This window comes from Actinomadura rudentiformis, from assembly GCF_008923185.1.
Lineage (GTDB): Bacteria > Actinomycetota > Actinomycetes > Streptosporangiales > Streptosporangiaceae > Spirillospora > Spirillospora rudentiformis.
The window spans coordinates 258,761-283,065 of record NZ_WBMT01000002.1; the positions used below are offsets into that span (position 1 = coordinate 258,761).

Sequence of the window (24,305 nt, forward strand, 5' to 3'; positions counted from 1 at the left end):
GGGCTCAGTGGGCTGGGCGGTCATGGCGTCAGCGTCCCCATGAGGGGTCAGGCATCGGTGGAGAAGCGGACGGCGGTGGGGGGGAGGGCGATGCCGGGCCACAGGCGGAGGCCGTCGCGCAGCTCGTTGCCCGGGCCGACCATGGCGCCGTCACCGAGGATGACGCCGTCGAGGACCGCGCCGGCGCCGACGCGGGCGCCGCGGCCGACGACCGAGTCGCGGACCGTCGCTCCTTCGGCGACGAACGCGCCGTCCTGCAGGACACTGCCGATCACGGTGGCGCCGGGCTCGACCTCGGCGCCGCGGCCGACGGTGGTGCCGCCGCGGACGACGGCGCCGGGCGACACGATCGCGCCGTGGAGGGTGAGGCGCTCGCCGGGCTCGCCCGGCATGGCGGACGAGGCGATCTTGCCGAGGACCAGGTCGCGGGAGCCCTGGACGAAGGCCTGGGGAGTACCGACGTCGAGCCAGTACGCGGTCTCGACGTAGCCCATGACGACTGCGCCGGAGGAGATGAGTGAGGGGAACGTCTCGCGCTCGACGGAGACGACCTCGTGCTCGGGGATCGTGTCGATGGCCGAGCGGCGGAAGACGTAGCAGCCCGCGTTGATCTGGTCGGTCACCGGGTGCGGGGTCTTCTCCAGGAACGCGGCGACGCGGCCGTCGGGATCGGTCGGCACGCAGCCGAAGCGGGAGGGGTCCTCGACCCTGGTCAGGTGGAGGGTCACGGCGGCGGACGACTTCTCGTGCAGGGCGACCTGGGCGGTGACGTCATGGCCGGACAGGATGTCGCCGTTGAGGATGAGCACGGGCTCGTCGGGGTCGCACGTCAGCGCGCGGGCCGCGTTGCGGATGGCGCCGCCGGTGCCGAGCGGCTCGGCCTCGCTCACGTAGGCGAGGTCGACGCCGTGCGCGTGCGTGCCGAACGCCGCCTCGAACATCTCCGCGCGGTACGAGGTCGCGAACACGATGCGGTCGACCCCGGCCGCCTGGGCGCGGGCGAGCTGATGGGCGAGGAAGGCGACCCCGGCCGTGGGGAGCAGCGGTTTGGGCGTGGAGATCGTCAACGGTCGCAGCCGGGTCCCCTGGCCCCCGACCAGAAGAATCGCTTCCACAAGGCCCCTTCCTCGAATGGTCCAGCCGAGCCTACTGGTCTAGCGGGGGGACGCGTGTGCCGCGACGGCTCGTTCGTACGAGGCCATGTGCGCCTCGGCGGAGGCCTTCCAGCTGAACTGCCGCGATCGTTCGTAGGCCGCCTCGGAGAGGGTGCGGCGGCTCGCCGGATCCTCGATCAGACCGGACAGCGCGTGGCAGATGCCCCAGGGGTCCGGGTCGGTGTAGGCCACGGCGTCGCCACCCACCTCTGGCAGCGGGCCGCGCCGCGTGGTCAGCACCGGCGCACCGCAGGCCATCGCCTCCAGCACGGGCAGGCCGAAGCCCTCTCCCCGGCTGGGCAGCGCCACGACGAGCGCGCCGCCGAGGAACCCGGGCAGCGAGGTCCGGGGCAGGTAACCGGGACGGACGACCTTCAGGTTGAGCGGGACCGTCGCGAGTGCCGCGTCGACCTCGTCGTCCCAGCCGCCGCTGCCGGCCAGCACCAGCGCGGGCGGGTCGGGGTGGTCGGACACGGCGCGGGCCCAGCCGCGGATGAGGTTGGGCACGTTCTTGCGCGGCTCCAGCGCCCCGAGATAGGCGATGTAGGGACGGCCGTGCAGGCCGAGCCGGTCCGACACCTTCTTGATCTCGATCTCGTCGGGCCGGTGGAACACGTCGTGGTCGACGCCGTGGTACGCCACGTCGATGTGCGTGGGGTCGGCGCCGAGCAGCCGCACCAGCTCGTCGCGGGTGGCCATGGACGGGGCGATCAGCCGGGTGGCGCGGCGGGCGGCGGTGCGGGTGGCGGACTTGATGTAGGTCGACCGCACCGGATCGTGGATCTCCGGCTCCGCGAACACCGTCACGTCGTGGATCGTGACGACCGTGGGCCGCCCGGCCCGGGTCGGGAGGATGTACGCGGGCAGGTGGATGACGTCGGCGGCCACCTGCTGCGCCACGTACGGCAGGCCGGTCTGTTCCCACGCAAGCCGGGAGTCACGGTGCGCCAGGGCCGCCGGGCCCGCCACGATCCGCGCGTTCGGCGCCAGCGTGCCGTAGCGCTGTTCGTCCGCACGCTGGCAGGCGATGGCCAGGTCGGCGCCGAGCCGGTCCAGCGCGACGAGCAGCCCGTCGCAGTAACGGCCGAGCCCGCCGCGGTCGGCGGGTACGGCAGTGGCATCAACGAGGATCCGAGGTGCCACGTTGCCCCCTTTTGTGTCCCGATCTCGCGGCATACGGCAGGGATCACCCCCCGCCTCTTCAGAGCCTACGCCGATCGTGCCCCAGCGGAAGTCAGACCGCCGCTCCAACACGGATCAACATCGATTGTGAGCACACGCCGGGGCGTCAGGCGCGCTTGCGGGCGTGGATGAGGACGATGCTGCCGCGCTCGTTGGGCGCCCGGCGGTCGGCTAGGGCGACCAGGGGCGCCAGCGGGGCGGCGGCGTTGAAGCCGACCTTGCCGCCGTACGTCGACAGCGACAGGTAGAGCCGCTCGGCCGCCGGAGTCCGGAACTGGTAGGAGTGGCGGACCAGGTCGAGGCCGCGCTCGTCCATCAGCTTGCCGAGCGTCTCGTGCGTGTACGTGTGCTGGACGTGGTACTTGGCCTTGTGCGCGTCGCGCAGCTTGGGCCAGGCGTCGGCGCGGCTCAGCACGTCCGCCGACATGAAGATCTCGCCGCCCGGCTTGAGCACCCGGGCCATCTCGTCGAGGGACTTGCCGCCGTCGTCGAAGTGCTCGATCGCGCAGACCGACAGGACGGCGTCGAACGAACCCTCGCCGAACGGCAGCCGCAGCGCGTCACATTCGATCAACGCGGGCGGGTGCGCGAGCGTCTGCCCGTACAACATCTTCTTTCGCGCAAGGTCGATCGAGACCGCCTGCGCGCCGCGCTTGCGGGCCTGCCCGGCCCAGTAGCCGTCGCCGCCGGCGACGTCGAGGACCCGCTTGCCGCGGAGATCGCGGCCCATCCAGGCCAGCAGCGTCCCGGCCTCGCGGTACCGGCAGACATGCACCTGGTGCCCCATGAAGGCGACCACATCCGAGAGTTTCATTGCCGACCACTCTAGGACGTGTCTCGAAGTCGGCTGGCCTAACCTGGGGCACGTGATTTCGAAGGCCGCGGCGATGCGGATCGGGCGCGTACTGCTCGTGCTACTCGCGCTCGGGTTCTGCGCGTACAGCCTGATCGACCAGTGGGACGCCACCGTGCGGGCGTTCGAGCAGATGTCGGTGGCGACACTGCTCGGCGCGTTCGCGGCCGGGCTCGCCGGGCTCTTCGCGTGGACCCTGAGCTGGCGGGTCTTCCTCGCCGGGCTCGGTTCGCCACTCCCGGTCAAGGCGATGTACCGGATCTCCTCCATCTCCCAGCTCGGCAAGTACGTGCCGGGCAAGGTGTGGGCGCTCGTCACCCAGATGGAGCTCGCCCGCGAGTACGAGGTGCCGCGGGCCCGCAGCTTCGGCTCCACGCTGCTGGCCATGGCCGCCTCCCAGGCGACCGGGCTGGCGATCGCGGCGAGCACGCTGCCGCTGACCTCGGCGACCGCCAGGAGCCGGTACTGGTGGCTGTTCCTGCTGACCCCGGTGGTGCTGGCCTGCCTGCACCCGAAGATCGTCACCTGGGCGCTGAACACGCTGCTCAAGCTCGTGCGGCGGCCGTCCCTGGAACATCCGGTGAGCCTGCCCGCAACGTTGCTCGGGGCGTTCTGGGCGGTGCTGGGCTGGGTGTTCTTCGGCGTCCACCTGTGGCTGCTGTGCGCGGCGGCCGGCGGCGACGGGACGGGCCTGCCGTTCCTCGCCACCGGGGCCTACGCGCTCGCCTTCGTCGCCGGGTTCCTGGTCTTCATCGCGCCGGGCGGGATCGGCGCCCGCGAGGCGGCGATGGTGCTGGTCCTGACGCCGGTGCTGCCCGCGGGCGCGCCGATCGTGGTCGCGCTCGCCTCCCGCGTGGTGCTGACGCTGGCCGACCTCACGAACGCCGGGCTCGCCGTGCTCATCGGCGGCCGGCCGCCCAAAGCGCCGGTGAAGCAGGCCCCCGGTGAGGGGAATGAAGACAGCGGGAATGAACCGGCACCCGGCACACTTGTCACGGGTACGCAGCCGAATAAGGAGTGATCGTGACCGCCCCGATTACCATCACCGACGCCACGTTCGAAGAGCAGGTACTGAAGAGCGAAACCCCGGTCCTGGTGGACTTCTGGGCGGAATGGTGCGGGCCGTGCAAGATGATCGCGCCCGTGCTGGAGGAGATCGCCCAGGAGTACGCGGGCAAGCTCACGATCGCCAAGCTCGACACCGACGCCAACCCGACCACCATGGCCTCGCAGGGCGTGATGGGCCTGCCCACGCTGAACCTCTACAAGAACGGCGAGGTCGTCCAGCAGATCGTCGGCGCCAAGCCCAAGCGCGCGCTGCTCAAGCTGATCGACGAGCACCTGTAAGCGCGTCGAGGTAGGCGGTCCAGAGGGGTTCGTGGTCGACCGGGCGCACGCCCGCACGGAGCCTCTCTGGCTCGCCCGGCGCGTAGAAGCGCTTGAGGGCATCGGCAAGCGAGCCCACATCGTCCGGCTCGCAGACCAGCCCGTCCACGCCGTCCCGGATCTGGTCGGCGAATCCGCCGACCCGCGTGGCGATGACCGGCACCCCGTGCTCGTAGGCCATCCACACGTTCTGCGAGGCCGTGGCGGCTCGGTAGGGCAGGACGAGCGCGTCCGCCGCCTCGAACAGCCCGGGCACGTCGGCCGCCGGAACGTAGCCCGGCCGTAGCTCGACTCTTCCTGCCAGTCCCAGCTCGGCGATCAGCCGTTCGGTCTCGTCGAGCCCACCCCAGAACTCCCCCGCCACGGTGAGCGAGACGTCCTCGGGACCCGCGGCCAGCGCCCGGAGCAGAACGTCCAGCCCCTTGTAGGGCCGGACGATCCCGAAGAACAGCAGCTGATTCCGCACACCCGCCGCTCGCCCGCCGCGCTCGGTGACGCCGCCTGACGGGGTCGGCAGGTGGGCGGGCATCTCGGCGACGCGGACCGGATGGGCCGTCAGCCCCCTGGCCAGCTCAGCCTGCTGCTCAGAGTGAACGAGAACACCGTTCACGCGACGCAGCAGGGCCTTCATGAGCGGCCGGTCGTACGGCTTGCGCTCATGCGGGAGCACGTTGTGGCACAGCGCCACCACGGGCGTCCCGCCGCGCAGACCGGCGAGGATCCCCAGATATGAGGGGACCTGGACGGGGCTGAGCACCGCCAGCACCACGAGGTCGTACGCGCGCAGGGACCGGCCGGTGCGCCACCAGCCGTCCGGGCGGCGCCAGTCGAGCTCGTGCCGGGTGCCGGGGAACGGTTCGCCCTCCGGCTCGGAGATCGTCTGCTGCCCGGGGTAGAGGAATGCGGGGTACTGGGCGCGCCACGACTCGATGGCGACCTGGTGTCCGGCCCCGGCCAGCCGGTGCGCCAGCTCGGTGGTGTGGTGCGCGCCGCCGCCCTTGTAGGGGAACGCCGGGCCGATGATCGCGATCCGCATCGGATGCCGCCGCCTAGGTGTCGTTGCGCGAACGGACGATCAGGTCGGCCAGCAACGCCAGCGAGGCGATGATCATCCCGGTAATGAAGATCATCACGGTGTTGTTGGCGAAGTAGCCGAAGTGCACGATCATGTCGAACACGCCCTTGACCAGGCCGATTCCCAGCAGCCACAGCGCCGGCGGCATCAGCACCTTGAGCGGGTTGAAGTACATGACCATCCGCAGCACCTGCAGGATGTAGCGGTAGGCGTCCTTGGTGAAGTGGAACTTGGACTTGCCCGCCCGCTTGTAGTAGTCGATCGGCACGTACCGCACGTCGTGCTGGTTCGACAGGAACGCGATGGTGATCGTCGTGACGCAGGAGAAACCGGGCGGCAGCAGCCGCAGATAGGGCAGCGAGACCTGGCGGCGGAACGCCCGCAGCCCCGAGTTGAGATCGGGGATCCTGGTGTTGGTGAGCCGCTCGGCGATCTTACGGATGAACCACTTGGCGGGCACCCGCAGCAGCTTGTGCGTGCCCTCCTCGCTCTTGCGCGCGCCGACCACCTGGTCCACCGTGGGGTCGGTGTCGAGGATCTCGACCAGGTCGGGGATCCGCTCGTTCGGGTACGTCATGTCGGCGTCGGTCCACACGACGATCTCGCCGCGGGCCTGCTGGGTGCCGATCCGCCGCACCGTGCCCGAGCCGCTGTTGTGGTGGAACGCGATGATCCGCATATTGGGGAAGCGTGGCGCGGCCTCCTCCAGCCGGGCCAGCGTCGCGTCGGTCGAGCAGTCGTCGACGGCCAGCAGCTCGTAGCTCTTGCCGCTGTTGTCCATCGCCTTGCAGATGCGCTCGACCTCTTCGAGGACATGGTCCTGCTCGTTGTAACACGGCAGAACGATCGTCACATGCACGGCACTGTCGGTGGGCTGGGTACTCACGCAGGGCGAGAATACTCGCCCCACGCCCCTTACGAGGCCAGTCGCCCTTAGGGCGCCTTCAAGACACGCCCTTGGCGAACGCCCGCTAACGGGGCGGCTCGGACATCCAGACGTTGACGTTGAGAGTCCAGGAGCCGTTCGGCGACTCCACGAGGGTCCGCTCGTCCTGGCGGGTGCGCAGTTCGACGATCTGGACAGGCTGGCCGTACGGCGACACCTGCCGGGCCTCGGCGCCGAGGATCACCGGGTGCCGCCCGGCGGCCTGGATCTTGCCGATCACCCGCCGGATGTCGGCGGGCCGGGCCCCGTCCACGGTGCGGGCGGCGGGCAGGCCGCACATGCTGCGGATCACCTGGAGGAAACGGTCCGCGGTGACGCGCTCGACCACCACGATCGAACGTCCCGGGCCGAACTTCTCGCACATCCCGCGCAGCGCCGCGACCTCGTCCTGGTCGGTCCTGGTGAACATGAGCCCGGCTGAGCTGATCGCGATCGGCGTCGCCAGCACGAGCACCCCCACGACCGCGGCCGTGTTGGTGAGGCGCCGCCCGTACCCGAGCCGCCGCACCCTCCGGAACGACCAGGCCAGCCCCCACACCGCGAAGAGCAGGAGACCGGGGATCACCAGGCCGATGAGGCGCCGGGTCGCCCACGGGTGGTCGGGGGTGATGCCGGGACGCCACAACACCTGAACCGTGGTGAAGACGGTCACCGCGTACGGCAGCAGCCACTCCGGGGAGCCGCGCCGCAGCAGGCGCCGCACCAGCAGGGCCGCGCCGAACGTGGCGAGCAGCATCGCCGGGACGCCGATGTACCAGATCACCCAGTAGAGGGAGAGCTCGGAGTACTGCCGGGTGCCGTCGAGCGGCAGCCCGGCGAGCTTCTGCGTCGCCTCGATGAACTCGGCGTTGAGCTTGTCGTCGTCGTTCGTCGGCACCCGCCGCACCGTCTGCACGTACGGCCGGACGGCGAACGCGGTCACCACCAGGACGGTCAGCACCGCCGCCGCGTTCGGCAGCCGTCCGGCCGAGACCCGCACGCCGAGCCGCCGGAGCCGCTTGCCGCTCCATGGCAGGCGCAGCACGACGACCATGACCGCGGTGAGCGCGATCAGGACCGCGGTGGCGAGCAGCAGCGGATCGAGCGAGGTGTGCAGGTACTCCAGGTAGGGCCGGGACAGCGTGAAGCCCTCGATCAGGCCCGCGCCGACGCCGATGGTCAGGCCGAGCATCAGCGGCAGGCCGGTCCGGCGGCGGCGCGCGATCAGGAGCCCGGCGATCACCACCACCGGCAGCACGTCGCGCAGCCCGTCGATCCGGACGAGGACGATCAACCCCAGCGCCAGCCCGGCGAGGAATGCCTTGACCCGCGCCGACTGCGGCAAGCCCCGGGTGGCCTCCGCACGCACGTCGTACATCAGCGACAGGCCGCCCAGCAGCAGGATCAGCGCGGGCAGCTCGCTGTACGTGGAGCGGGAGATCCACAACATGGGCAGGGTCAGCGCGAGGAAGAGGGCGCCGGCCGGCGCCCAGCGCGGGCCCACCAGGCGGGCGGTGAGGCCCGCGAACGCCAGCACCGCACACGCGCCGAGGAGGGGGGCCATGGCCAGCATGGCGTACGTGCCGCCGATCCAGCCGCCGAGCGCGAGGAGCATCGGGAGCCCGGCCATGAACTGGGGCCAGATGACGTCGTCACGCTGGTAGAAGGCGGGGCTCTTGTACTCCAGCGCCGGGTCGCCGCCGCCGAACGCCCAGCGCATCTGCGGGATCGGCAGGGAGCCGTGATCGTTCAACCAGGTGGCGAACTGCACGTACGAGGCCGGATCGCGCCGGACGATGATCTGCTCGGAAGACATGATCATCTGGAAGACCAGGAAGACCAGCACGATCGACAGCACCGACACCGTCACCCAGCGGGGCACCGGCATGGGCCCTCCCGCCGGGCCCTTCCCTTCCAGGTCATCCCTGTCCGGATCGCCCCGGCGGTCCCGCAGCCCCAGCCAGACGACGACGGCGGCCACCGGCACGAACAGCGCGATCGCCGGGCCCGGCGAGAACATGCCGGCCAGCAGCAACGGCAACGACACCATCAGCCACGCCACGATCAGCAGGGCAGGGGCCACGCTGATCCTGGCGAGCAGGCGGCCCGTGCTCATCGTCCCGCTCTGCCTTGCCCCCATGCCTACGCCCCGCCACCTCCTCGGTCGTGCCCCCATGCCTACACCCCGCCACCCCCTTTGTTGCGCCCCCATGGCTACGTCCCGCCACCCCCGGTCTCGTCGTTCGACGATGCGGAGCGTAGCGGTCCTGAGCCACGGCCCAGCCGTGACCGGGTAGCGAGTCGGACACTTCCTCCGGGCGGGCCGGATGGCCGCGCGGGGCGCGGCGTACTGTCTGGTCTCATGCCCGACCTCGAACCTGATCTCGAATCCGGCCCCGGACATGACGCGGGACCTGCGGACCTGCTCCGGCGGCGGGTCGCGGCCGACCCGTCGCGCCCGTTCGTGACCTTCTACGACGACAAGACCGGCGAACGCGTGGAGCTGTCGGCCAGGACGTTCGACAACTGGGTGGCCAAGACCGCCAACCTGCTGGTCGACGGGCTGGCCGCGGAGGCCGGCGGCCGTGCCGTGCTCGTGCTGCCGCCGCACTGGCAGAGCGCGGTGTGGCTGATGGCCTGCTGGTCGGCCGGACTCCACGTCGAGGTGGTCGATCCGGAAAGTGCCGGTTTTGGCGAAAGGGTCAGATCCGGCGAACCGGTCGGCGGTACCGGGCCGTATCTCCTAGCGGCTGCCGAGGAGGTGCTGGGGGATGTCATCGACGATCAGGAGGCCGATGAGGTCATCGGGCTCTCGCTGCACGCGCTGGGCGGACCGCTCACGGAGGTCCCCGGCGGGGTGATCGACTACGCAGTGGAGGTGCGCGCTTACGGAGACAGGTTCGTCCCAGGGCCGGAGGTGACGCCGCAGTTGCCCGCGGCCTCCCTGATGCAAGGAAGCACTGTGACAAAGACCACATTCACTGGGGCCGAACTGGTGCGTGCGGCGCACGATGCCGCCGTGAAATGGGGGCTTGACGCGCAGGACAGGGTCCTCGTTGACATGTCGTACGCCACACTCGACGGGGTTCTGACTGGCCTGCTTGCACCACTAGCCTCGGGTGCTTCCGTCATAATCCAACGAAACTTCCACAAAGACGCCCTAGATCATCGAGTGAGCCTGGAACATGTGACCGTGGTGGCCGGCGTGTCCGGATGGAATGACGAATCCGGGTCCGTGCGCCGGCTCGCCTGACCTAGTCTCTGTCTCTGCTCGCCAGCCGACACGTTTGTCAGTCCGACCTGTTCGCTTCCCCGACCCCTGAGAGCGCGGGCCTGCCCCCACCCACGGAGCCGATGAACAGCAACCCCATGTACATGGAGTACGTCGACGACGCCGATCCCAGCGGACCGGCGCCGGAGCGGCGTGGCTGGCGCATCCTCGGATGGGTGTCGATCGGCCTGTCCGCCGTGATGGTCGTGGGCAGCCTGGCCGCCTACGGCGTCTACTACAAGACGATGGGCAACATCGCTCACGAGGACGTCAACGCCAACGTCGGCCCCAACCGCCCCAAGAAGCTCAACAACGCGCTCAACATCCTGCTTCTCGGATCGGACACCCGCGCGGGAGGCAACGCCAAGTACGGCCGGCGCATGAAGAACGAGCCGCCGCGCTCGGACACCATGATCCTGCTGCACCTGTCACCCGGCGGCGGGCAGGCCATGGGCATCAGCTTCCCGCGCGACCTGATGGTCCCGATCCCGTCCTGCAAGACCAAGAACGGATCGACCCCCGCGACGAGCCGGGGACAGATCAACTCCGCGTTCACCAACGGCGGCGCCTCCTGCGTCATCAAGACGATCGAGGGCATCTCCAACATCAAGATCGACCACTTCATGCAGGTCGACTTCAACGGCTTCAAGGCGATCACCAACGCCGTCGGCGGCGTCGACGTCTGCCTGTCCAAGGCCGTCAACGACAAGAAGTCCCACCTCAAGCTGGGCAAGGGCCGGCACACCATCAAGGGTGAGACCGCGCTGGCCTACGTACGCATGCGCTACGGCCTGGGCGACGGCTCCGACACCGACCGCATCAAGCGCCAGCAGAAGTTCATGGGCTCCCTCGCCAACAAGGCGATGAGCGCCGGAGTGCTGAGCAACCCGAGCAAGCTGCTCTCGCTGATGAACGCCACCACCAAGTCGCTGACCACCGACGAGGACCTCACGCCCCGGGTGATGATGCAGATCGCGCAGGGCATGCAGGGAATGACCTCCGGCAAGCTGCGCTTCGTCACGGTGCCGTCCGGCCCCGACCCGGCGGACCCCAACCGGGTGGCGCTCACCCAGCCCACCGCCAACACCTTCTTCAGCGCGGTCCGCAACGACAAGACCGTGCCCAGCGAGCCCAAGGCGGCCGCTTCCAAGATCTCCCCGAGCCAGGTGCGGGTACGGGTCTACAACGCCAGCGGGATCGAGGGCCAGGCTGGGCGGGTCATCACCGCGCTGGAGGCCCAGGGCTTCCACGCGAGCCTCGGCGGCAACATGAGCGGCACGGCGACCACCAAGGTGCTGTACGGCTCCGGCGCCGACCAGCAGGCCTCCTTCCTCGCCAAGCTGGTCCCCAGCGGACCCAAGCCGACCGCCCGCACCAGCGGCGGCACTCCGGGCGTCGTCGACCTCGTGGTCGGCAAGGACTGGACCGCCCTCAAGAACGTCAAGGCCGGTATCCCCAAGCAGCAGGGGGAGATCCGCGCGACCGACGACATCTGCAAGGGGAGCTGACCCAACCCCCGGGAAATCAATGACGTACACCGCCAGGCCCTCAGCCGTATCCCAGCCCGCCTCCGCACCGGCTCTGCCCCAGGGCCCCGATCAGGCGCCGCACGCCGCTGCCGGCGACCCGGCCGCCCGGGGGGACGGCGCGCCTGCGGCCGAGGGCGCTCCTGCCGCCGCCAAGCCCGCCCGCAAGGAACGAGACCCGTTCTTCGACAACGCGAAGTTCCTGGCGATCCTGCTCGTTGTGGTGGGCCACGCCCTCGGGGGTGTGTTGCGCTCTCCGCTGGCCGAGAGCGTGTACATGTTCATCTACATGTTCCACATGCCGCTGTTCATCGTGGTCACCGGCTACTTCTCGCGGAACTGGACCTTCTCCTCCGGCAAGGCGCGCAAGCTGATCGCCACCGTGGGCGTACCGTACGTGATCTTCGAGTTCGCGTACTCGGCCTACGACTGGCTGGTCGGCGGGAACGAGCTGAAGGTCACCCTGCTGGACCCGTACTACCTGACGTGGTTCCTGTGCGCGTTGTTCCTGTGGCGGCTGTCCACCCCGGTCTGGCAGCAGATCCGCTGGCCGCTGGCGGTGGCGGCGCTCTTCTCGCTGCTGTCCTACATGACCGACCTGGGCGCCACGCTCAACCTCCACCGCGTGATCGGGCTGCTGCCGTTCTACGTGATGGGCCTGATGCTCAAGCCGCAGCACTTCGAACTCATCAAGAAGCCGCAGGCGCGCCTCCTCGGCATCGTCGTGCTGATCGGCGGCTTCGCCGTGGCATATCTGACCATGAACCACATGGCCAGGGGGTGGGTCTATTGGGACCACTCGTTCAGGCATTTCGGCGTCGATAACATCACCGGCATCGCGATGCGGCTGGCGATGTTCGCGTGTGCCACCACGCTGCTGTTCGCCTTCTTGACAATTGTTCCCCGGCGCAAGACCTGGTTCACCGCACTCGGCGCCTACACCCTGTATGCGTATTTGCTGCACGGCTTCTTCACCAAGCTGCTGAGCTTCGCCGGTGTGTGGAAGACCGACTGGGCGGCCTCCGTACCGGGGGTTTTGACGCTGATCGTCGGCTCGCTGGTGCTGGGCACGCTCCTGTGCACGCTGCCGGTGGTGCGCTCTACCAAGTGGCTGCTTGAACCGAATACGACCTGGGTGTTCACCAAATTGCGGCGGCCGGGCGGCGGCCGGGCCAAGCGCCAGGCCAAAGCCACACCAGGTGAAGACAGAGGCACCGTAAGTGCCGAGATGGGCCGGTAACGAGCCACTCGAACCAGGCGTGTCAGATAGTCTGCTGGAAGCTGCGAATCCGAGCCGTCCGCCCGAGCCGTCCGTTCGGTGGCCGCGCGGCAGCGCCGCGACGGCGCAGATGTCAGATGGAGGACCGTGTCACCGCTGCTAAGCGTCGTTGTGCCCTTTTACAACGTCGAAGAATATCTCGAGGCATGCCTGGAGTCGCTTGAGCAGCAGACGCTGCGCGACATCGAGGTGATCATGGTCGACGACGGCTCCCCCGACGGCAGCGCGGCCATCGCCAAGGATTTCACCCAGCGGGATTCGCGATTCCGGCTGATACAGCAGCAGAACCAGGGCCTCGGGCCGGCCCGCAACACCGGCGCCCGGCTGGCCAAGGGGCGTTACCTGGCCTTCCTCGACTCCGACGACATCCTCCCCCGCTACGCCTACGAGCTCCTGATCGCCTCCCTGGAGGAGACCGGCTCGGATCTGGCGTGCGGCGGGGTGCGCAGGTTCACCGCTGCGGGCCCCGCCAAATCACCGCTGCACACGCAGATCTTCAAGGCCACCGACAAGCAGACCCACATCACCAGGCGACCGGATCTGCTCGGCGACCGCACCGCCTGGAACAAGGTCTTCCGCAAGTCGTTCTGGGACACGCACGCCTTCGAATTCCCGCCCGGGCTGTACGAGGACAGCCCGGTGACCATTCCGGCGCATTTCCTTGCCTCGTCCGTCGATGTGCTCAGCGACGTGGTCTATTACTGGCGCGAGCGCGAGGGCGAGTCCCAGTCGATCACCCAGCGGCGCACCGAGCCCGGCAACCTCGAAGACCGTGTCCGGACCATCAAGGTGGTGACGGCCTTCCTCCACGAGCGGTCACCCGAGCTGTGGCACGCCCAGCTCTACTCCGTGCTCGCCACCGAGCTGTCGCTCTACGTCGACGCGGCCCTCGACGGTGGCGCCGAATACCACGAGCGCCTGCTGCCGCTGGTCAACGAGGCCCTCGCCGAGGCCGACGACTCGATCCTCGCGGAGCTGACCGCCCTCAAGCGGCTGAAGTACCACCTGGTCCAGCGCGGGCTGATCGACGAACTGCTCGAGGTCCTCGCCTACCAGCAGGCTAGGATCTTCACCGCCGATGTGGAACGCCAGGGCGAGCGGTGGTACGCCGACTACCCCTTCTTCCGCGACCCCGCGTACGGCATTCCGGACCGGGTCTACGACGTCACCGACGAGCTGACCCTGCAGACCCGTGTCGACAACGCCTGGTGGGAGGACGGCAGACTCCGCATCTCCGGAGAGGCGCACATCACGCGGATCCCCATGACCGACCCGGCCACCGACCGGGACGCGTGCCAGATGCGAGTGTGGCTCCAGCACACGGGTCGTGGGACTGTGGTGGAGCTGCCCGTCACCCGCGTTTACCGGCCCGATGTCACCGCCAAGGCGAGCCGTGCCGCCGCCGACTATGACTGGGCCGGGTTCACGGTCGAGATCGACCCGGCGCTGCTCCAGGTCAACAAATACCGCGCCCTGCGCCTGTTCAAGCAGCGGATCCTCCCGTCGTTCCGATCGGCCAACTGGGAGTTGCACGCCGAGGTCACAGCGCCCGGCGGGCTGACCCTGAGCGGTCCGATGCGAGGCCCGGTGCGCAGCGACGTCCAGTGGGCCGCCGGCCGCGACGTCGCTCCCGGGGTCGTGGTCCGGCCGGTGACCGCGTCGGGCAACCGCTTCACCGTGCAGGTGAAGCAGCTGGTGGCGCAGGTCACCGACGCCCGCGTCGAAGGGCCGACCCTGGTCCTGGCCGGACGTGTCGCCAACGCCAAGTCCGCCAACGGGGAAGTGGTCCTGGCACGCCGCCTCGGCATGGCCGAGACCCGGGTGCCGGTGACCTTGGACGACCGGGGCGTCTTCACGGCCAACGTACCGCTCGACGTGCTGGTCTCCCACGAGTCGGACACCGCCGACACCATCCATACCTGGATGGCCGGCGGGCTGGACTGGGACGCCTCGATCAAGCTGGGCGGCGGCAAGCCCATCCGGCTCTCGGTCTCCGACAACGTCGAGATCCGGCATCCCGTCGGCACCAACGAGATCGTCGTCACCCGGACCAGGTTCGGCAACCTGCGGCTGCTCGAACGCCCACGCCGTTGCGTGGTGACCACGGCGGAGTGGACGCAGGACGGCGAGCTCGTTCTCACCGGCGAGCTGGCGGCCGGTGACGGCGACGGCGACCGTCCAGACAGCATGCTCCTCCGCCTGCGCACGGGTGGAGACACTCACTCGCTGCCGCTTCGCTGGGCCGACGACGGCACCTTCTCCCTCGTCTTCTCCCCGGCACGGATCCCGCGGTTCGGCGAGGTGCTGCCGCTCGCCGCCGGACCTTGGGACTTCTTCACCCAGTTCGACAACGGTGAGGTCGCGGTGGCGATCTCCCGGTCCTCCCTGGCCGACCTCCCGCCGCCGCAGCAGCTGGGGCAGCACGAGTTCACTCTGCGCGCCCATCAGACCGACGCGCTGCGGCTGACCTCCCGGACCGCGCTGAAGGACGACGAACGCGGCGTCTACGGGCTCAAGCGCATGGCCCAGCGCGACTACCCGGGCTTCCTGGCCTCTCCACTGCGGGACATGGCCGTCTTCGAGAGCTTCCGCGGCCGCCAGTACTCCGACAGCCCGCGGGCCGTCTACGAGGAGATGGCCCGGCGCCTGCCCGACATGGAATACGTCTGGATCACTCGGGACAGCCAGTTCCAGCCGCCGGAAGGGGCGCGGACGGTTCTGCTGGGCAGCCGGGAACACTTCCAGGTCCTCGCCCAGGCACGTTTCCTCGTCGGCAACGACCCGATGCCTGAATGGTTCCGGCGCCGCGACGGCCAGTTCTACTTGCAGACCTGGCACGGTACGCCGCTCAAGCGCATCGGCTACGACATCGAACGCCCCAAGTTCAAGAACGCGCAGGACTACCTGCGGCGTTTCAGCGCCGACGTCGCCCAGTGGTCAGCGATGATTTCGCCGAACCCCTTCAGCACGCCGATCATGCGACGGGCCTTCCGGTACGAGGGCGAAGTCCTCGAGTCCGGCTATCCGCGCAACGACCTGCTCGCCAAGCCGGACACCGCGTTCGAGGTCTCGCAGCGCGCGGCCAGGGTGCGGTCCCTGCTGGGTGTGCCGGACGGCAAGACCATCGTCCTGTACGCCCCCACCTGGCGCGACGACCAGGCCAAGTCCGGTGGTTACCGGATGGAGCTGCAGCTCGATCTGGAGGCGGCGCGCGAGGCCCTCGGCGACGACCACGTGCTCCTGGTCCGCGGCCACTTCAACCTGGGCGGCGGAGTCGAGGGGACGGACGGCGAGTTCGCCATCGACGTGAGCCGCTATCCCGACATCGCCGAGCTCTACCTGATCGCCGACATGTTGATCACCGACTACTCGTCGGTGATGTTCGACTACGCGGTCACCGGCCGTCCTCAGCTCTTCTTCACCTACGACCTGGAGCGATACCGGGACGAGCTGCGTGGCTTCTACTTCGACTTCGAGGCGGAGGCGCCCGGGCCGCTGGCCCGCACCTCACCGGAGCTGATCGAGATGATCCGCGATGCCGGCTCGCTGAAGTCCGCGTACGCCGACCGGTACGAGGCCTTCCGCGCCAAGTTCTGCGCGTGGGACGACGGCGGGGCCGCCGCCCGTGCGGTGGACCGCATGCTTCGCGACGCCTGACGGATCCGGCCACACGAGAGTTTCAGCCGGGAGCCCGGGGCGGGAGTCCGGAGGCAGGCTCAGGCTTGGACCAGCCGGCGGACACGCCTGAGCAGACCGGCTCTGATCTCGACGGACAGGTTGTCCTTGACCGTCCGGAACGCCTGGGCCCGCTGACCGAGCCTGCCGTCGGGCCGATCGTCCGGCAGGTCCGCCGTCGGGGACAGCCCAGCGCGGAGCAGACCGTCGACACCGTCACTCACCTCGCACCAGACGTCCCACTTGCCCGGCGCGAGGCCGCGCAGGCCGATCATGCCGGTGAAGGCGAGCGTGTCAACGTCGCGCGAGACCTCCAGTCCCGCTGAGCGTGTCTGCCCCGAGCTCCGGTGCTTCAGGACGGTGCGCAAGGTGACCGGAACGGCGACCGCGGCCGCCACGCGGCCCTCCAGCCGGAGGGTCCGGCCCTCCACGGCGGCGCGGTCGATCTGGACCACCCGTCCCGACCCCACGTGCAGGGCGAGGGCACCGCTCGCCTTGGTCAGGTACGGCGTCACACAGGGCGTGCCCTCCTCCACGGCGACCATGCGTGGCTCTGGAGGAGTCACCTTGACGCCCTTGGCGGGCACCAGGGCCCCGTTGCGGACGATCCCACCCACTCGGATGGTCGCGCTCATGTCCCAGCGGCCGCCGGTGAAGCGGGCGTCGCCGAAGTCGATCTCCGCGATCAGCTCGCCGCCTTCGTCGGGTTCGAGCTGCAGGCGGTGCTCTCCACGTTCCCCTCGCCGGCGGACGACCAGCTCGGCATGCTGAGCCTTCGGGTCCACACGCTCGATCCGCGCCGCGACGCGGACCGCGAGCCGGTGCTCCCTCCACTCCACCGCGACGAGCTCGACGCGCTGGTGCAGCTCCGTGACCTCGAACACCGCGTCCGGGATCTGGACCCGTTCGTCACGGAAGCCGGGATAGGCCACGTAGGCGTGCTCGCCGTCCACCACGATGGGCGGAGGCTCGGTGGCATGGACGCGGGCCGCCTCGTCGATGAGGCTCTCCGGGCCGTTCCGCAGCAGATGATCGAGAAGCCTCATGTAGGGCGACAGCTCGGCCATCACCTCCGGATTGCCATAGGTGCGTACGAGCTCACGGGCCGCCGCCTTGGTCTCCTCGCGCTCGGCCTGGTCGAAGCGCGCATATCTCGGGTCGAACCGGGAGAACACCTCGATGGCGAAGTGCCGGCACAGCAGGCGGTTGCGCACCGCGCCCGGCTCCGTGTGCGCGGTCACGTAGGCGAGGAGCTCGGCGATCTGCGGGAAGTACGTGGCGGCTGGAGCCCCGCCCTTCTGGAGGGCGCTCGTGCCGTCCTGGCGCTCGACCCAGTAGTAGTAGTCGTAGTCGGCCAGCACGGTCACGCCGGTCGCCTCGAAGTATCCGCGGACCGCGAAGATCTGGTCTTCACCGGACAGCACGCCCTCAGGGAACCTGATCTTGCCTTCCTCGAGCAGCCGGCGCCGGTAGAGCTTGAGGACCGTGAGGCTGCCATAGAGGTTGGGCAAATCATTGTAAATTGTGGTAAAGGGGACCGTTTCTCGAAACAGCTGGGCATTCACCTTGCGGCCGATGCCGACGTACTTCGGAACGACCACATCGGTGCCGTGTTCATCCGCGGCGGCGACCATCCGTTCCAGTGCTTCCGGGCCAAGATGGTCATCCGCGTCAAGGAAGAAGACGTATTCACCGGTGGCCCGGTCGAGCCCGACATTGCGCGGGCGGCCCGGGCCGCCCGAAGCAGCCTGATGAATCACCTGCAGTCCGGCATGCTCAGCGGCCAGGCGATCCAGTTCCTCGCCACTTCCGTCGGTGGACCCGTCGTCGATGGCGATGATCTCGATTTCCTCCGCGGGAAGCGTCTGGTCGAGCACCGACCGTACGGCACGTCCCACCGTCGCCACGCAGTTGTGCACGGGCACGACGACACTGACCCTGGGCGCGATCATCCTGTCTCCACTTCACCCGGACGTGCCGGCCTGATGATGGCATCCGTGCCGTGCATCAACAGACTCAGCATCAACCGACCCTCGCCGGCGAACGTCCGAACAGATGCGAGGCAAACGGTTCCACAAAAGGTCTGGATATTGGAATGATAGGGCGTCTTTTCACCTGTGTGAGCGTTCTGGCAGACGCGAACCTGTCCCTTCCTGGCCATCTTCATTTCGGGCTTCCTGGACTTCCGCGGCCGGACTCGGCACTTCGGCCGCCGGACTCGGCACTTCCGCGACCGGACCCGGGGCCTCCGCGGCCGGACTGGGTACCTCCGCGCGCCGCGCGCGGCCGAGCGCCACGGTGAGCAACGGCGCCGCCATCAAACCGACCAGCATCGGTGCGGCCACATAGCGGAACAGCTGCGCGGGGTTGGCCGCCAGGACGGCCAGCTGGACTCCCGCGATCATCGCCGCCAGGGCCCACGCGCCCGGGACACGGCGACGCCAGGCGAAGAGCCCGATGGCCGCATACCCCACGTACGACCAGAATGCACCTCGCCAGAGCAGCCATTCGAACTGGGGCGCACGGCTGAGGCGCCGGGCGAACTCGGCTCCGCCGCGCACCGGTCCCGCGAGCGGCCTGGTCTTGAGGACGGGAAGGTAGCGGCTGTCCGCCATCCGCCCGCCGGGCAGGGACCAGGTGAACCGGTCGGGGGTGGTCGTGCCGCCCGCGATCGCCGTCCGGCCGTCAAGCGACTTGGGTCCGGGCCAGATCGCCCATGCGACCGAACCGCGGCAGAACCGCGCCCCGGCCACCAGGTCCGGAGAGCGTCTGATGGTCTTCTTCCAGAGCGCCAGCAGCTGATCGCTGAGCGGATCGGCCTTCGTCTTGCTGAATCCCGGCCGGTTGGTCAGCCAGTCGGCGTTGTAACAGCTCGAACCGGCGGTGTCCCAATGCGAGAGCGGAGCCACCCGCTGCATCAACGCCTTGTCGCCCTTCGTGAAATCCTCAGGGCGTTCGTGATAAGCGACCGCCACGTCCGCATAGGCCGTCGCGTAGGTCAGGCTGGGCTGCGGGCCTTCGATGTCCAGCGCGGGATAGAGCCCGGCGGTGAGCGCCACCGAGATCCCGACGACGCCGACGCAGGTCGCGGCCACTTTCCAGCGGATACCCGACAGCGCCACGATGAGGATCGGGGCCGCGACCATGACGGTGAGAAAGCCGTTGTTACGGAAGAGGACCAGACCGGCGAGCCCAAGGGCCAGCAGGCCGATGAGCGTCCAGGACGCCTTCTCCCCGGCCCGGCGGCGCGCCACCAGGCGGCCGGTCACGGCGAAGATGAACAGCGCGGAAATGGTGAAAGGGACGTCCTTCCACAGAAAGGACGGAAACTGTCCCAGTGCCGGCAGCGCGACGGACACGACGGCGGCCAGTGCCGCCCACCGCGCACGCACCCCCAACTCGTGCAGCACATCGGCCGTATAGGCCAAAGTCGCCGCCCAGAACACGGTCTGCAGAAAAGTCAGCAGAGCCACGTCTCCGGTCAGCTGGAGAGACAGCCAGACCAGTCCGTCGTAGGGGACCGAATGATTGGCCATCCAGTGGTCGGTCGTGACGTGCCACACGTAAGAGATGGAGTCATAGCTCATCGCGCCGGGGTAGTACGCCGCCCACCAGAGCAGCAGCACGAACTGGCAGACCACAAAGACGAACACCGGCAGGCGCAGCCGCACCGGCACACGCCGAAGCGGCCTTGAAACAGTGGTGATCACAACCTCAGCCCATCCTTGGATGTCTTCGAGCCGCGACTTCTGAGCCGCACAGATGAGGGACTCCTGGATGCCAGGCCCCGGGACCGGCGAGGCCGACCCGCCACCCGATCGTACCGGCCGGGGCTTGTTGCCGATCGCCGCGACCATGGCAGCGCACAGTTTCACATCGCCGCATTCTTTCGGCAATCATTCTTTGCGCACGGCCAGCGGCATTGACATGCGATCGCAGGTAGGTATCACTCGCATCAGTGTCCGCGCCCCTGTGATCGACATCGGGAATCCGGCTCACCGCCCGCAAGGTGTCACACGGTCCGGCGTGGGCACTGGAGCACGTGCGGTGCGGGTCTCCGCCCCTACCGACCGTTACCCCGAAACAGCACAAGGTGGGCATGGTAGATCAAGGGTGTATCACTGGGAACGTCCGTGTAAATTTCAGACAACTGATCCCAGGGTCAAGACGTCTCTCTCGATGAGAGATCGACGTCCAGCCGAGGTCGGTCCGTGGTCGCCCGCCGGCGCCAGGGGACCGGCTGCCCTGGACCACACATCATCATCTGCTGAACCGCACAACATCACTTGGACGAAAGGCCGGAGGGTGCGTGGTCAACGTGCCGGCCAGAAACACGAGGGGGCCGTCATCACCGAGGTAGCTCTGCGCCCGGAACACGGCGCGGGACAACTCGCGTCGACACTCGTCGTGATTCCCGCGCTCAACGAGGAACTGGCCATCGGCGGAGTGATCAAGGATCTGCTCGCCAGCTGCCCGGAGGTCGACATCCTCGTCATCGACGACGGCTCGACCGACGGCACCGCCGCCGAGGCCGAGGCGCTCGGGGTCCCGGTCGTCCGGCTGCCGTTCAACCTGGGTGTCGGCGGTGCCATGCGCGCCGGCTACCGGCACGCGCAGCGCCTCGGCTACCAGGCCGTGGTCCAGGTGGACGCCGACGGGCAGCACGACGCGTTCTACCTCCCCCGGCTGGTGGAGTCGCTCGACAGCGCGGACCTGGTGATCGGTGCCCGGTTCGCCGGCGAGGGCGAGTACCTGGCCGGACGCGGACCGCGCCGGTGGGCGATGGGACTGCTGGCCACCGTGCTCTCCCGGCTCTCCGGTACCCGCCTCACCGACACCACCAGCGGCTTCCGGGCCGCCGGGCCACGCGCCATCGAGGTGTTCGCGGAGCACTACCCCGCCGAGTACCTGGGTGACACGGTCGAGTCCATGGTGATCGCCCTGCGGTCCGGTTGCCGGGTCAAGCAGATCCCGGTGGCGATGCGGCCGCGGGCCGCCGGGCAGGCCAGCCAGTCCCCGATCCGGGCCACGATCTACCTGGTCCGCGCGATCGTCGCGCTGGGCCTGGCGCTGGTGCGCCGCTGGACGCCGAGGTCATCCGCGGCATGAAGGCCTACCATCTGGGGCTCATCGGCGCCGCGATCGCCCTCCTCGTCATCTTCGAGATGTTGCGCCGGCGCCGCATGCGCGAGAAGTACGCGATCACCTGGGTCGTCCTGGCCGTCTTCATCGTGCTCATCGCGGCATTCCCCGGCATCCTCACCTGGGCCGCCGACCTCACCGGGGTCGAGGTCCCCGCGAACCTGCTGTTCTTCGGCGCGAGCCTGCTCCTACTCGCCATGAACGTGCAACTCAGCTCCGAAGTGAGCCGCCTGGAGGACAAGGTCCGCACCCTCGCCGAAGAACTCGGCCTCCAACGACTGCGCATCGAACAGGTCGAACACGTCGAGAAGTCCGGCGCGGCGGAGCACGAGCCCGCGCATGACGGCACTTCCGGCGACGTCTCGTGAGACCGCAGGGATCCGCGACGGCCGACGGCGTTCCGGCGTCTCCGCGCCCTTCGGGTTCGGTGGCCTCGGGGACGCTGACCGTCGGGATCGGCCTCGTGCTCCTCGGCCTGTCGGCCACCGTCTACCTCGTCCTGTCGGCGCGAGCGGTCGGGCCCCGCGAGTTCGCCTCCGTCTCGACGTTGTGGACGCTGGTCTACACGTTCGGAATCGGTGCGTTCCTCCCGTTCGAGCAGGAACTGGGCCGTGCCCTCGCCGGCCGTACGGAGCTGGGCCGCGGCGGGGGGCCGGTGATCATACGGACCGTGCAGGCGGCGACCATCACCCTCGTGATCCTGCTGGCGGTCGGGGCGGTGCTGTCCCCGGCTCTGGTCGACCGGCTCTTCGACGGCCAGTGGACCCTGCTGTTCGCGCTGGCCGTGGCGGTGGCCGCGATGGCGGCGCAATACCTCACCCGCGGGATGTTCTCCGGCTCGGGACGCTTCGGCTGGTACTCGGCGCAGCTCGGCATCGAGGGCGGCGTGCGGATCGTCGGCTGCGTCGCGCTCTTCGTGATCGGCCTGGACGTCGCCGGGCCCTACGCCTGGTTGCTGGCCGCGGCACCGCTGATCTCGGTCGTGGCCACCGCGCCCGGTGCCACGCGGGCGATACAGCCGGGACCGCCGTCACCCTGGGCCGAGATCTCCGCCAACCTCGGCTGGCTGCTCCTCGCCGCCGTGTGCGCCCAGGGCGTCGCCAACGCCGCCATGGTCGCGGTGGCCCTGCTGGCCCCGGAGAGCGACGCGGCCGGGCAGTTCCTCGCCGCCTTCGTGATCGCCAGGGTCCCGTTGTTCCTCTTCCAAGCCGTTCAGGCGGTGCTGCTGCCAGGGCTGGCCCGCGCCCTCGCGGCCGAGGACAGGGCGCGGTTCCGGCGCGAGCTGCGACGCGTGCTGGCGGCCACCGGCGCGGTCGCCGCGGTGGGCGTGGCCGGAGCCGCCGCGGTGGGGCCACAGGTGCTCCGGCTGGCGTTCGGCGACGAGTTCGCCCTCGGCCGTTTCGACATCGTCGTCCTGGCCGCCGCGACCGGCATCTACATGATCGCCCTCGTCTTCCAGTCCGGGCTGGTCGCCCTCGAACGCCACCGCGACAACGGCCTCGGCTGGGCGGTGGCCCTGGCCACCTTCGTGCTCGCCTGCCTGGTCCCCCTGTCGGCGCTGCACAGGGTCGAGCTGGCTCTCGTCCTGTCCTGCGTCGTGGCGGCCGTCCTGATGGGCGCCCGGCTGCTCGCCTCGCCCACCCGGACGGCATCGTGACGGTGTGCAACGAGCAGGTCACATCCGATTAACGTCTTTCCTTCGCCCGGTAATATCCTTCCGCTTCTGATCGCGCCGATACCATGAAGAGATCATCTTGGGATTTCACGCGTCCGGCGCGGGGAACCTCGTCAACCGTCAATGAAAGGACCTCTCACCATGTCGAATTTCACGCTCGATGACGTTCGCGAGCGAACGTACAAAGCGCGTGACGCATGGTGGACGGTCTTGCTGGTGGACCCGCTCGCGGCGCGGCTGGTCCGCTTCACCGCCAACCGCACCAACGTCACTCCCAACCAGCTGACGGTCGGCTCGCTGATCCTCGGCCTGGGCGCTGCCGCGAGCTTCGCGGCGGCGTCCTGGCAGTACCTGCTGCTGGGGGCGCTGCTCTACCACCTGTCGTTCACACTCGACTGCATGGACGGCAAGATCGCCCGGTTGAAGGGCACCGGCTCGGTCTTCGGCGCCTGGCTCGACTACATCTTCGACCGCGTGCGCGTGCTCATCTGCGCGATCGCGCTGATGGGCGGGCAGTACGCGGCCACCGGCAACGTCGCCTACATCTGGGCCGCCGTCGCTGTGGTCTTCCTCGACATGCTGCGCTACATGGACGCGCTGGAGATCTACAAGGTGCGCTCCCAGATGCGCGCCCAGCTCCGCAAGCTCCAGGAGGAGGCGGAGCTGCTCGAACTGGCGCACAGGCGCGCCAACGGCGAAGAGGCGACCGCCATCGACCCGGTCGACCGCATCCTGCGCCCCGATCCCGAAGCCGACATGGAAGACCAGGTCATCGGCGACCAGCCGACCCCGGCGGCGATCCTCCAGGAGGGCTTCTACCAGAAGTTCCCGTGGTACATCCGCATCCGCAACGTCCTCACCCGCGGACGCATCCGCCCGCACCTGGTCAGCGGCATCGAGTTCCAGATGGGCGTTTTCATCGTCGCCCCGCTGGCCGCCGCCGCCGTGGCCGGCGCCATCATCCCGGTCGCCGCGCTGGCCGGTGCCGGCATGATGGCCTTCGAGCTGTTCATCATCTACAAGTTCTGGCTGTCCAGCCGCGACTACGGCCGCAGTCTGATCAAGCTCGAACGCAAGGTCGCCGACCTGCGCGCCGAGGTCGCCCAGCAGCAGCTGACCGCCGCCGACAGCGTCTGAGAACCCCCTGCTCCGCCGGAGCGCC

The 24,305-nt window shown here is 69.1% G+C and carries 18 protein-coding genes; 10 read left to right on the plus strand and 8 right to left on the minus strand.

Annotated elements, in window-relative coordinates:
* Window positions 1-47: 47 nt before the first annotated feature.
* The 3 genes from F8566_RS04710 to F8566_RS04720 all read right to left on the minus strand — a co-directional run bounded on the left by F8566_RS04710 (window position 48) and on the right by F8566_RS04720 (window position 3,150).
* Window positions 48-1,115 (minus strand): mannose-1-phosphate guanylyltransferase, encoded by a 1,068-nt coding sequence (locus tag F8566_RS04710; RefSeq protein ID WP_151558372.1) that lies wholly within the window; start codon window positions 1,113-1,115, stop codon window positions 48-50.
* Window positions 1,116-1,154: 39 nt separating this feature from the next.
* Complete coding sequence (locus F8566_RS04715) at window positions 1,155-2,297, minus strand: glycosyltransferase family 4 protein (RefSeq protein ID WP_151558374.1); 1,143 nt, start codon at window positions 2,295-2,297, stop codon at window positions 1,155-1,157.
* A gap of 145 nt (window positions 2,298-2,442) precedes the next feature.
* Entirely contained in the window at window positions 2,443-3,150 is a 708-nt protein-coding gene (locus tag F8566_RS04720; protein ID WP_151558376.1) for a class I SAM-dependent methyltransferase, read from the minus strand.
* 52 nt (window positions 3,151-3,202) lie between these two features.
* Here F8566_RS04720 and F8566_RS04725 point away from each other — a divergent pair, with 52 nt between their 5' ends.
* Window positions 3,203-4,210: a lysylphosphatidylglycerol synthase transmembrane domain-containing protein gene (locus F8566_RS04725; protein WP_225992882.1), complete on the plus strand. Its 1,008-nt coding sequence runs from the start codon at window positions 3,203-3,205 to the stop codon at window positions 4,208-4,210.
* A 2-nt stretch (window positions 4,211-4,212) separates the two neighbouring features.
* The gene (trxA, locus tag F8566_RS04730; protein ID WP_151558378.1) at window positions 4,213-4,536 is read left to right on the plus strand and encodes a thioredoxin; all 324 of its coding nucleotides are present in this window, start codon (window positions 4,213-4,215) and stop codon (window positions 4,534-4,536) included.
* On the opposite strand, the gene F8566_RS04735 is transcribed toward trxA, so the two are convergent.
* The 3 genes from F8566_RS04735 to F8566_RS04745 all read right to left on the minus strand — a co-directional run bounded on the left by F8566_RS04735 (window position 4,511) and on the right by F8566_RS04745 (window position 8,691).
* Entirely contained in the window at window positions 4,511-5,611 is a 1,101-nt protein-coding gene (locus F8566_RS04735) for a glycosyltransferase family 4 protein (protein ID WP_151558380.1), read from the minus strand. The two genes, trxA and F8566_RS04735, sit on opposite strands and share 26 nt — an antisense overlap.
* 13 nt (window positions 5,612-5,624) lie before the next feature.
* Complete coding sequence (locus F8566_RS04740) at window positions 5,625-6,536, minus strand: glycosyltransferase family 2 protein (protein ID WP_192809518.1); 912 nt, start codon at window positions 6,534-6,536, stop codon at window positions 5,625-5,627.
* 85 nt (window positions 6,537-6,621) lie between these two features.
* Window positions 6,622-8,691, minus strand: coding sequence for a hypothetical protein (locus F8566_RS04745; protein WP_151558384.1), 2,070 nt, complete (start codon window positions 8,689-8,691; stop codon window positions 6,622-6,624).
* 246 nt (window positions 8,692-8,937) lie between these two features.
* Here F8566_RS04745 and F8566_RS04750 point away from each other — a divergent pair, with 246 nt between their 5' ends.
* The 4 genes from F8566_RS04750 (at window position 8,938) to F8566_RS04765 (ending at window position 16,308) form a co-directional block, all read left to right on the plus strand.
* On the plus strand, window positions 8,938-9,828 hold the full coding sequence (locus tag F8566_RS04750) for a TIGR03089 family protein (RefSeq protein ID WP_151558387.1): 891 nt from the start codon (window positions 8,938-8,940) through the stop codon (window positions 9,826-9,828).
* 101 nt (window positions 9,829-9,929) lie between these two features.
* On the plus strand, window positions 9,930-11,354 hold the full coding sequence (locus F8566_RS04755; protein WP_151558389.1) for an LCP family protein: 1,425 nt from the start codon (window positions 9,930-9,932) through the stop codon (window positions 11,352-11,354).
* Window positions 11,355-11,373: 19 nt separating this feature from the next.
* A complete protein-coding gene (locus F8566_RS04760) occupies window positions 11,374-12,612 on the plus strand; it encodes an acyltransferase family protein (RefSeq protein WP_151558391.1) in 1,239 nt (412 codons plus the stop codon).
* 126 nt (window positions 12,613-12,738) lie between these two features.
* Window positions 12,739-16,308, plus strand: a complete 3,570-nt coding sequence (locus tag F8566_RS04765; RefSeq protein WP_192809519.1) for a bifunctional glycosyltransferase/CDP-glycerol:glycerophosphate glycerophosphotransferase — start codon at window positions 12,739-12,741, stop codon at window positions 16,306-16,308.
* 59 nt (window positions 16,309-16,367) lie between these two features.
* Here F8566_RS04765 and F8566_RS04770 read toward each other — a convergent pair whose 3' ends face one another.
* A complete protein-coding gene (locus F8566_RS04770) occupies window positions 16,368-18,278 on the minus strand; it encodes a glycosyltransferase family 2 protein (protein ID WP_151558395.1) in 1,911 nt (636 codons plus the stop codon).
* A 159-nt stretch (window positions 18,279-18,437) separates the two neighbouring features.
* Window positions 18,438-20,036: a DUF6020 family protein gene (locus F8566_RS04775; RefSeq protein ID WP_151558397.1), complete on the minus strand. Its 1,599-nt coding sequence runs from the start codon at window positions 20,034-20,036 to the stop codon at window positions 18,438-18,440.
* A 595-nt stretch (window positions 20,037-20,631) separates the two neighbouring features.
* On the opposite strand from F8566_RS04775, the gene F8566_RS04780 reads away from it, so the two are divergent.
* From F8566_RS04780 to F8566_RS04795, 4 genes are all read left to right on the plus strand, one after another.
* Window positions 20,632-21,435 carry a glycosyltransferase family 2 protein gene (locus tag F8566_RS04780; protein WP_225992883.1) on the plus strand — a complete coding sequence of 268 codons (804 nt, stop codon included), beginning with the start codon at window positions 20,632-20,634 and terminating at the stop codon, window positions 21,433-21,435.
* Complete coding sequence (locus F8566_RS04785; protein WP_151558401.1) at window positions 21,432-21,836, plus strand: DUF2304 domain-containing protein; 405 nt, start codon at window positions 21,432-21,434, stop codon at window positions 21,834-21,836. The genes F8566_RS04780 and F8566_RS04785 overlap by 4 nt, the downstream gene beginning before the upstream one ends.
* On the plus strand, window positions 21,833-23,125 hold the full coding sequence (locus tag F8566_RS04790) for a lipopolysaccharide biosynthesis protein (RefSeq protein ID WP_151558403.1): 1,293 nt from the start codon (window positions 21,833-21,835) through the stop codon (window positions 23,123-23,125). Before F8566_RS04785 ends, F8566_RS04790 begins: the two co-directional genes overlap by 4 nt.
* Window positions 23,126-23,284: 159 nt before the next feature.
* A complete protein-coding gene (locus F8566_RS04795) occupies window positions 23,285-24,280 on the plus strand; it encodes a CDP-alcohol phosphatidyltransferase family protein (protein ID WP_151558405.1) in 996 nt (331 codons plus the stop codon).
* The last annotated feature ends 25 nt before the right edge of the window (window positions 24,281-24,305 follow it).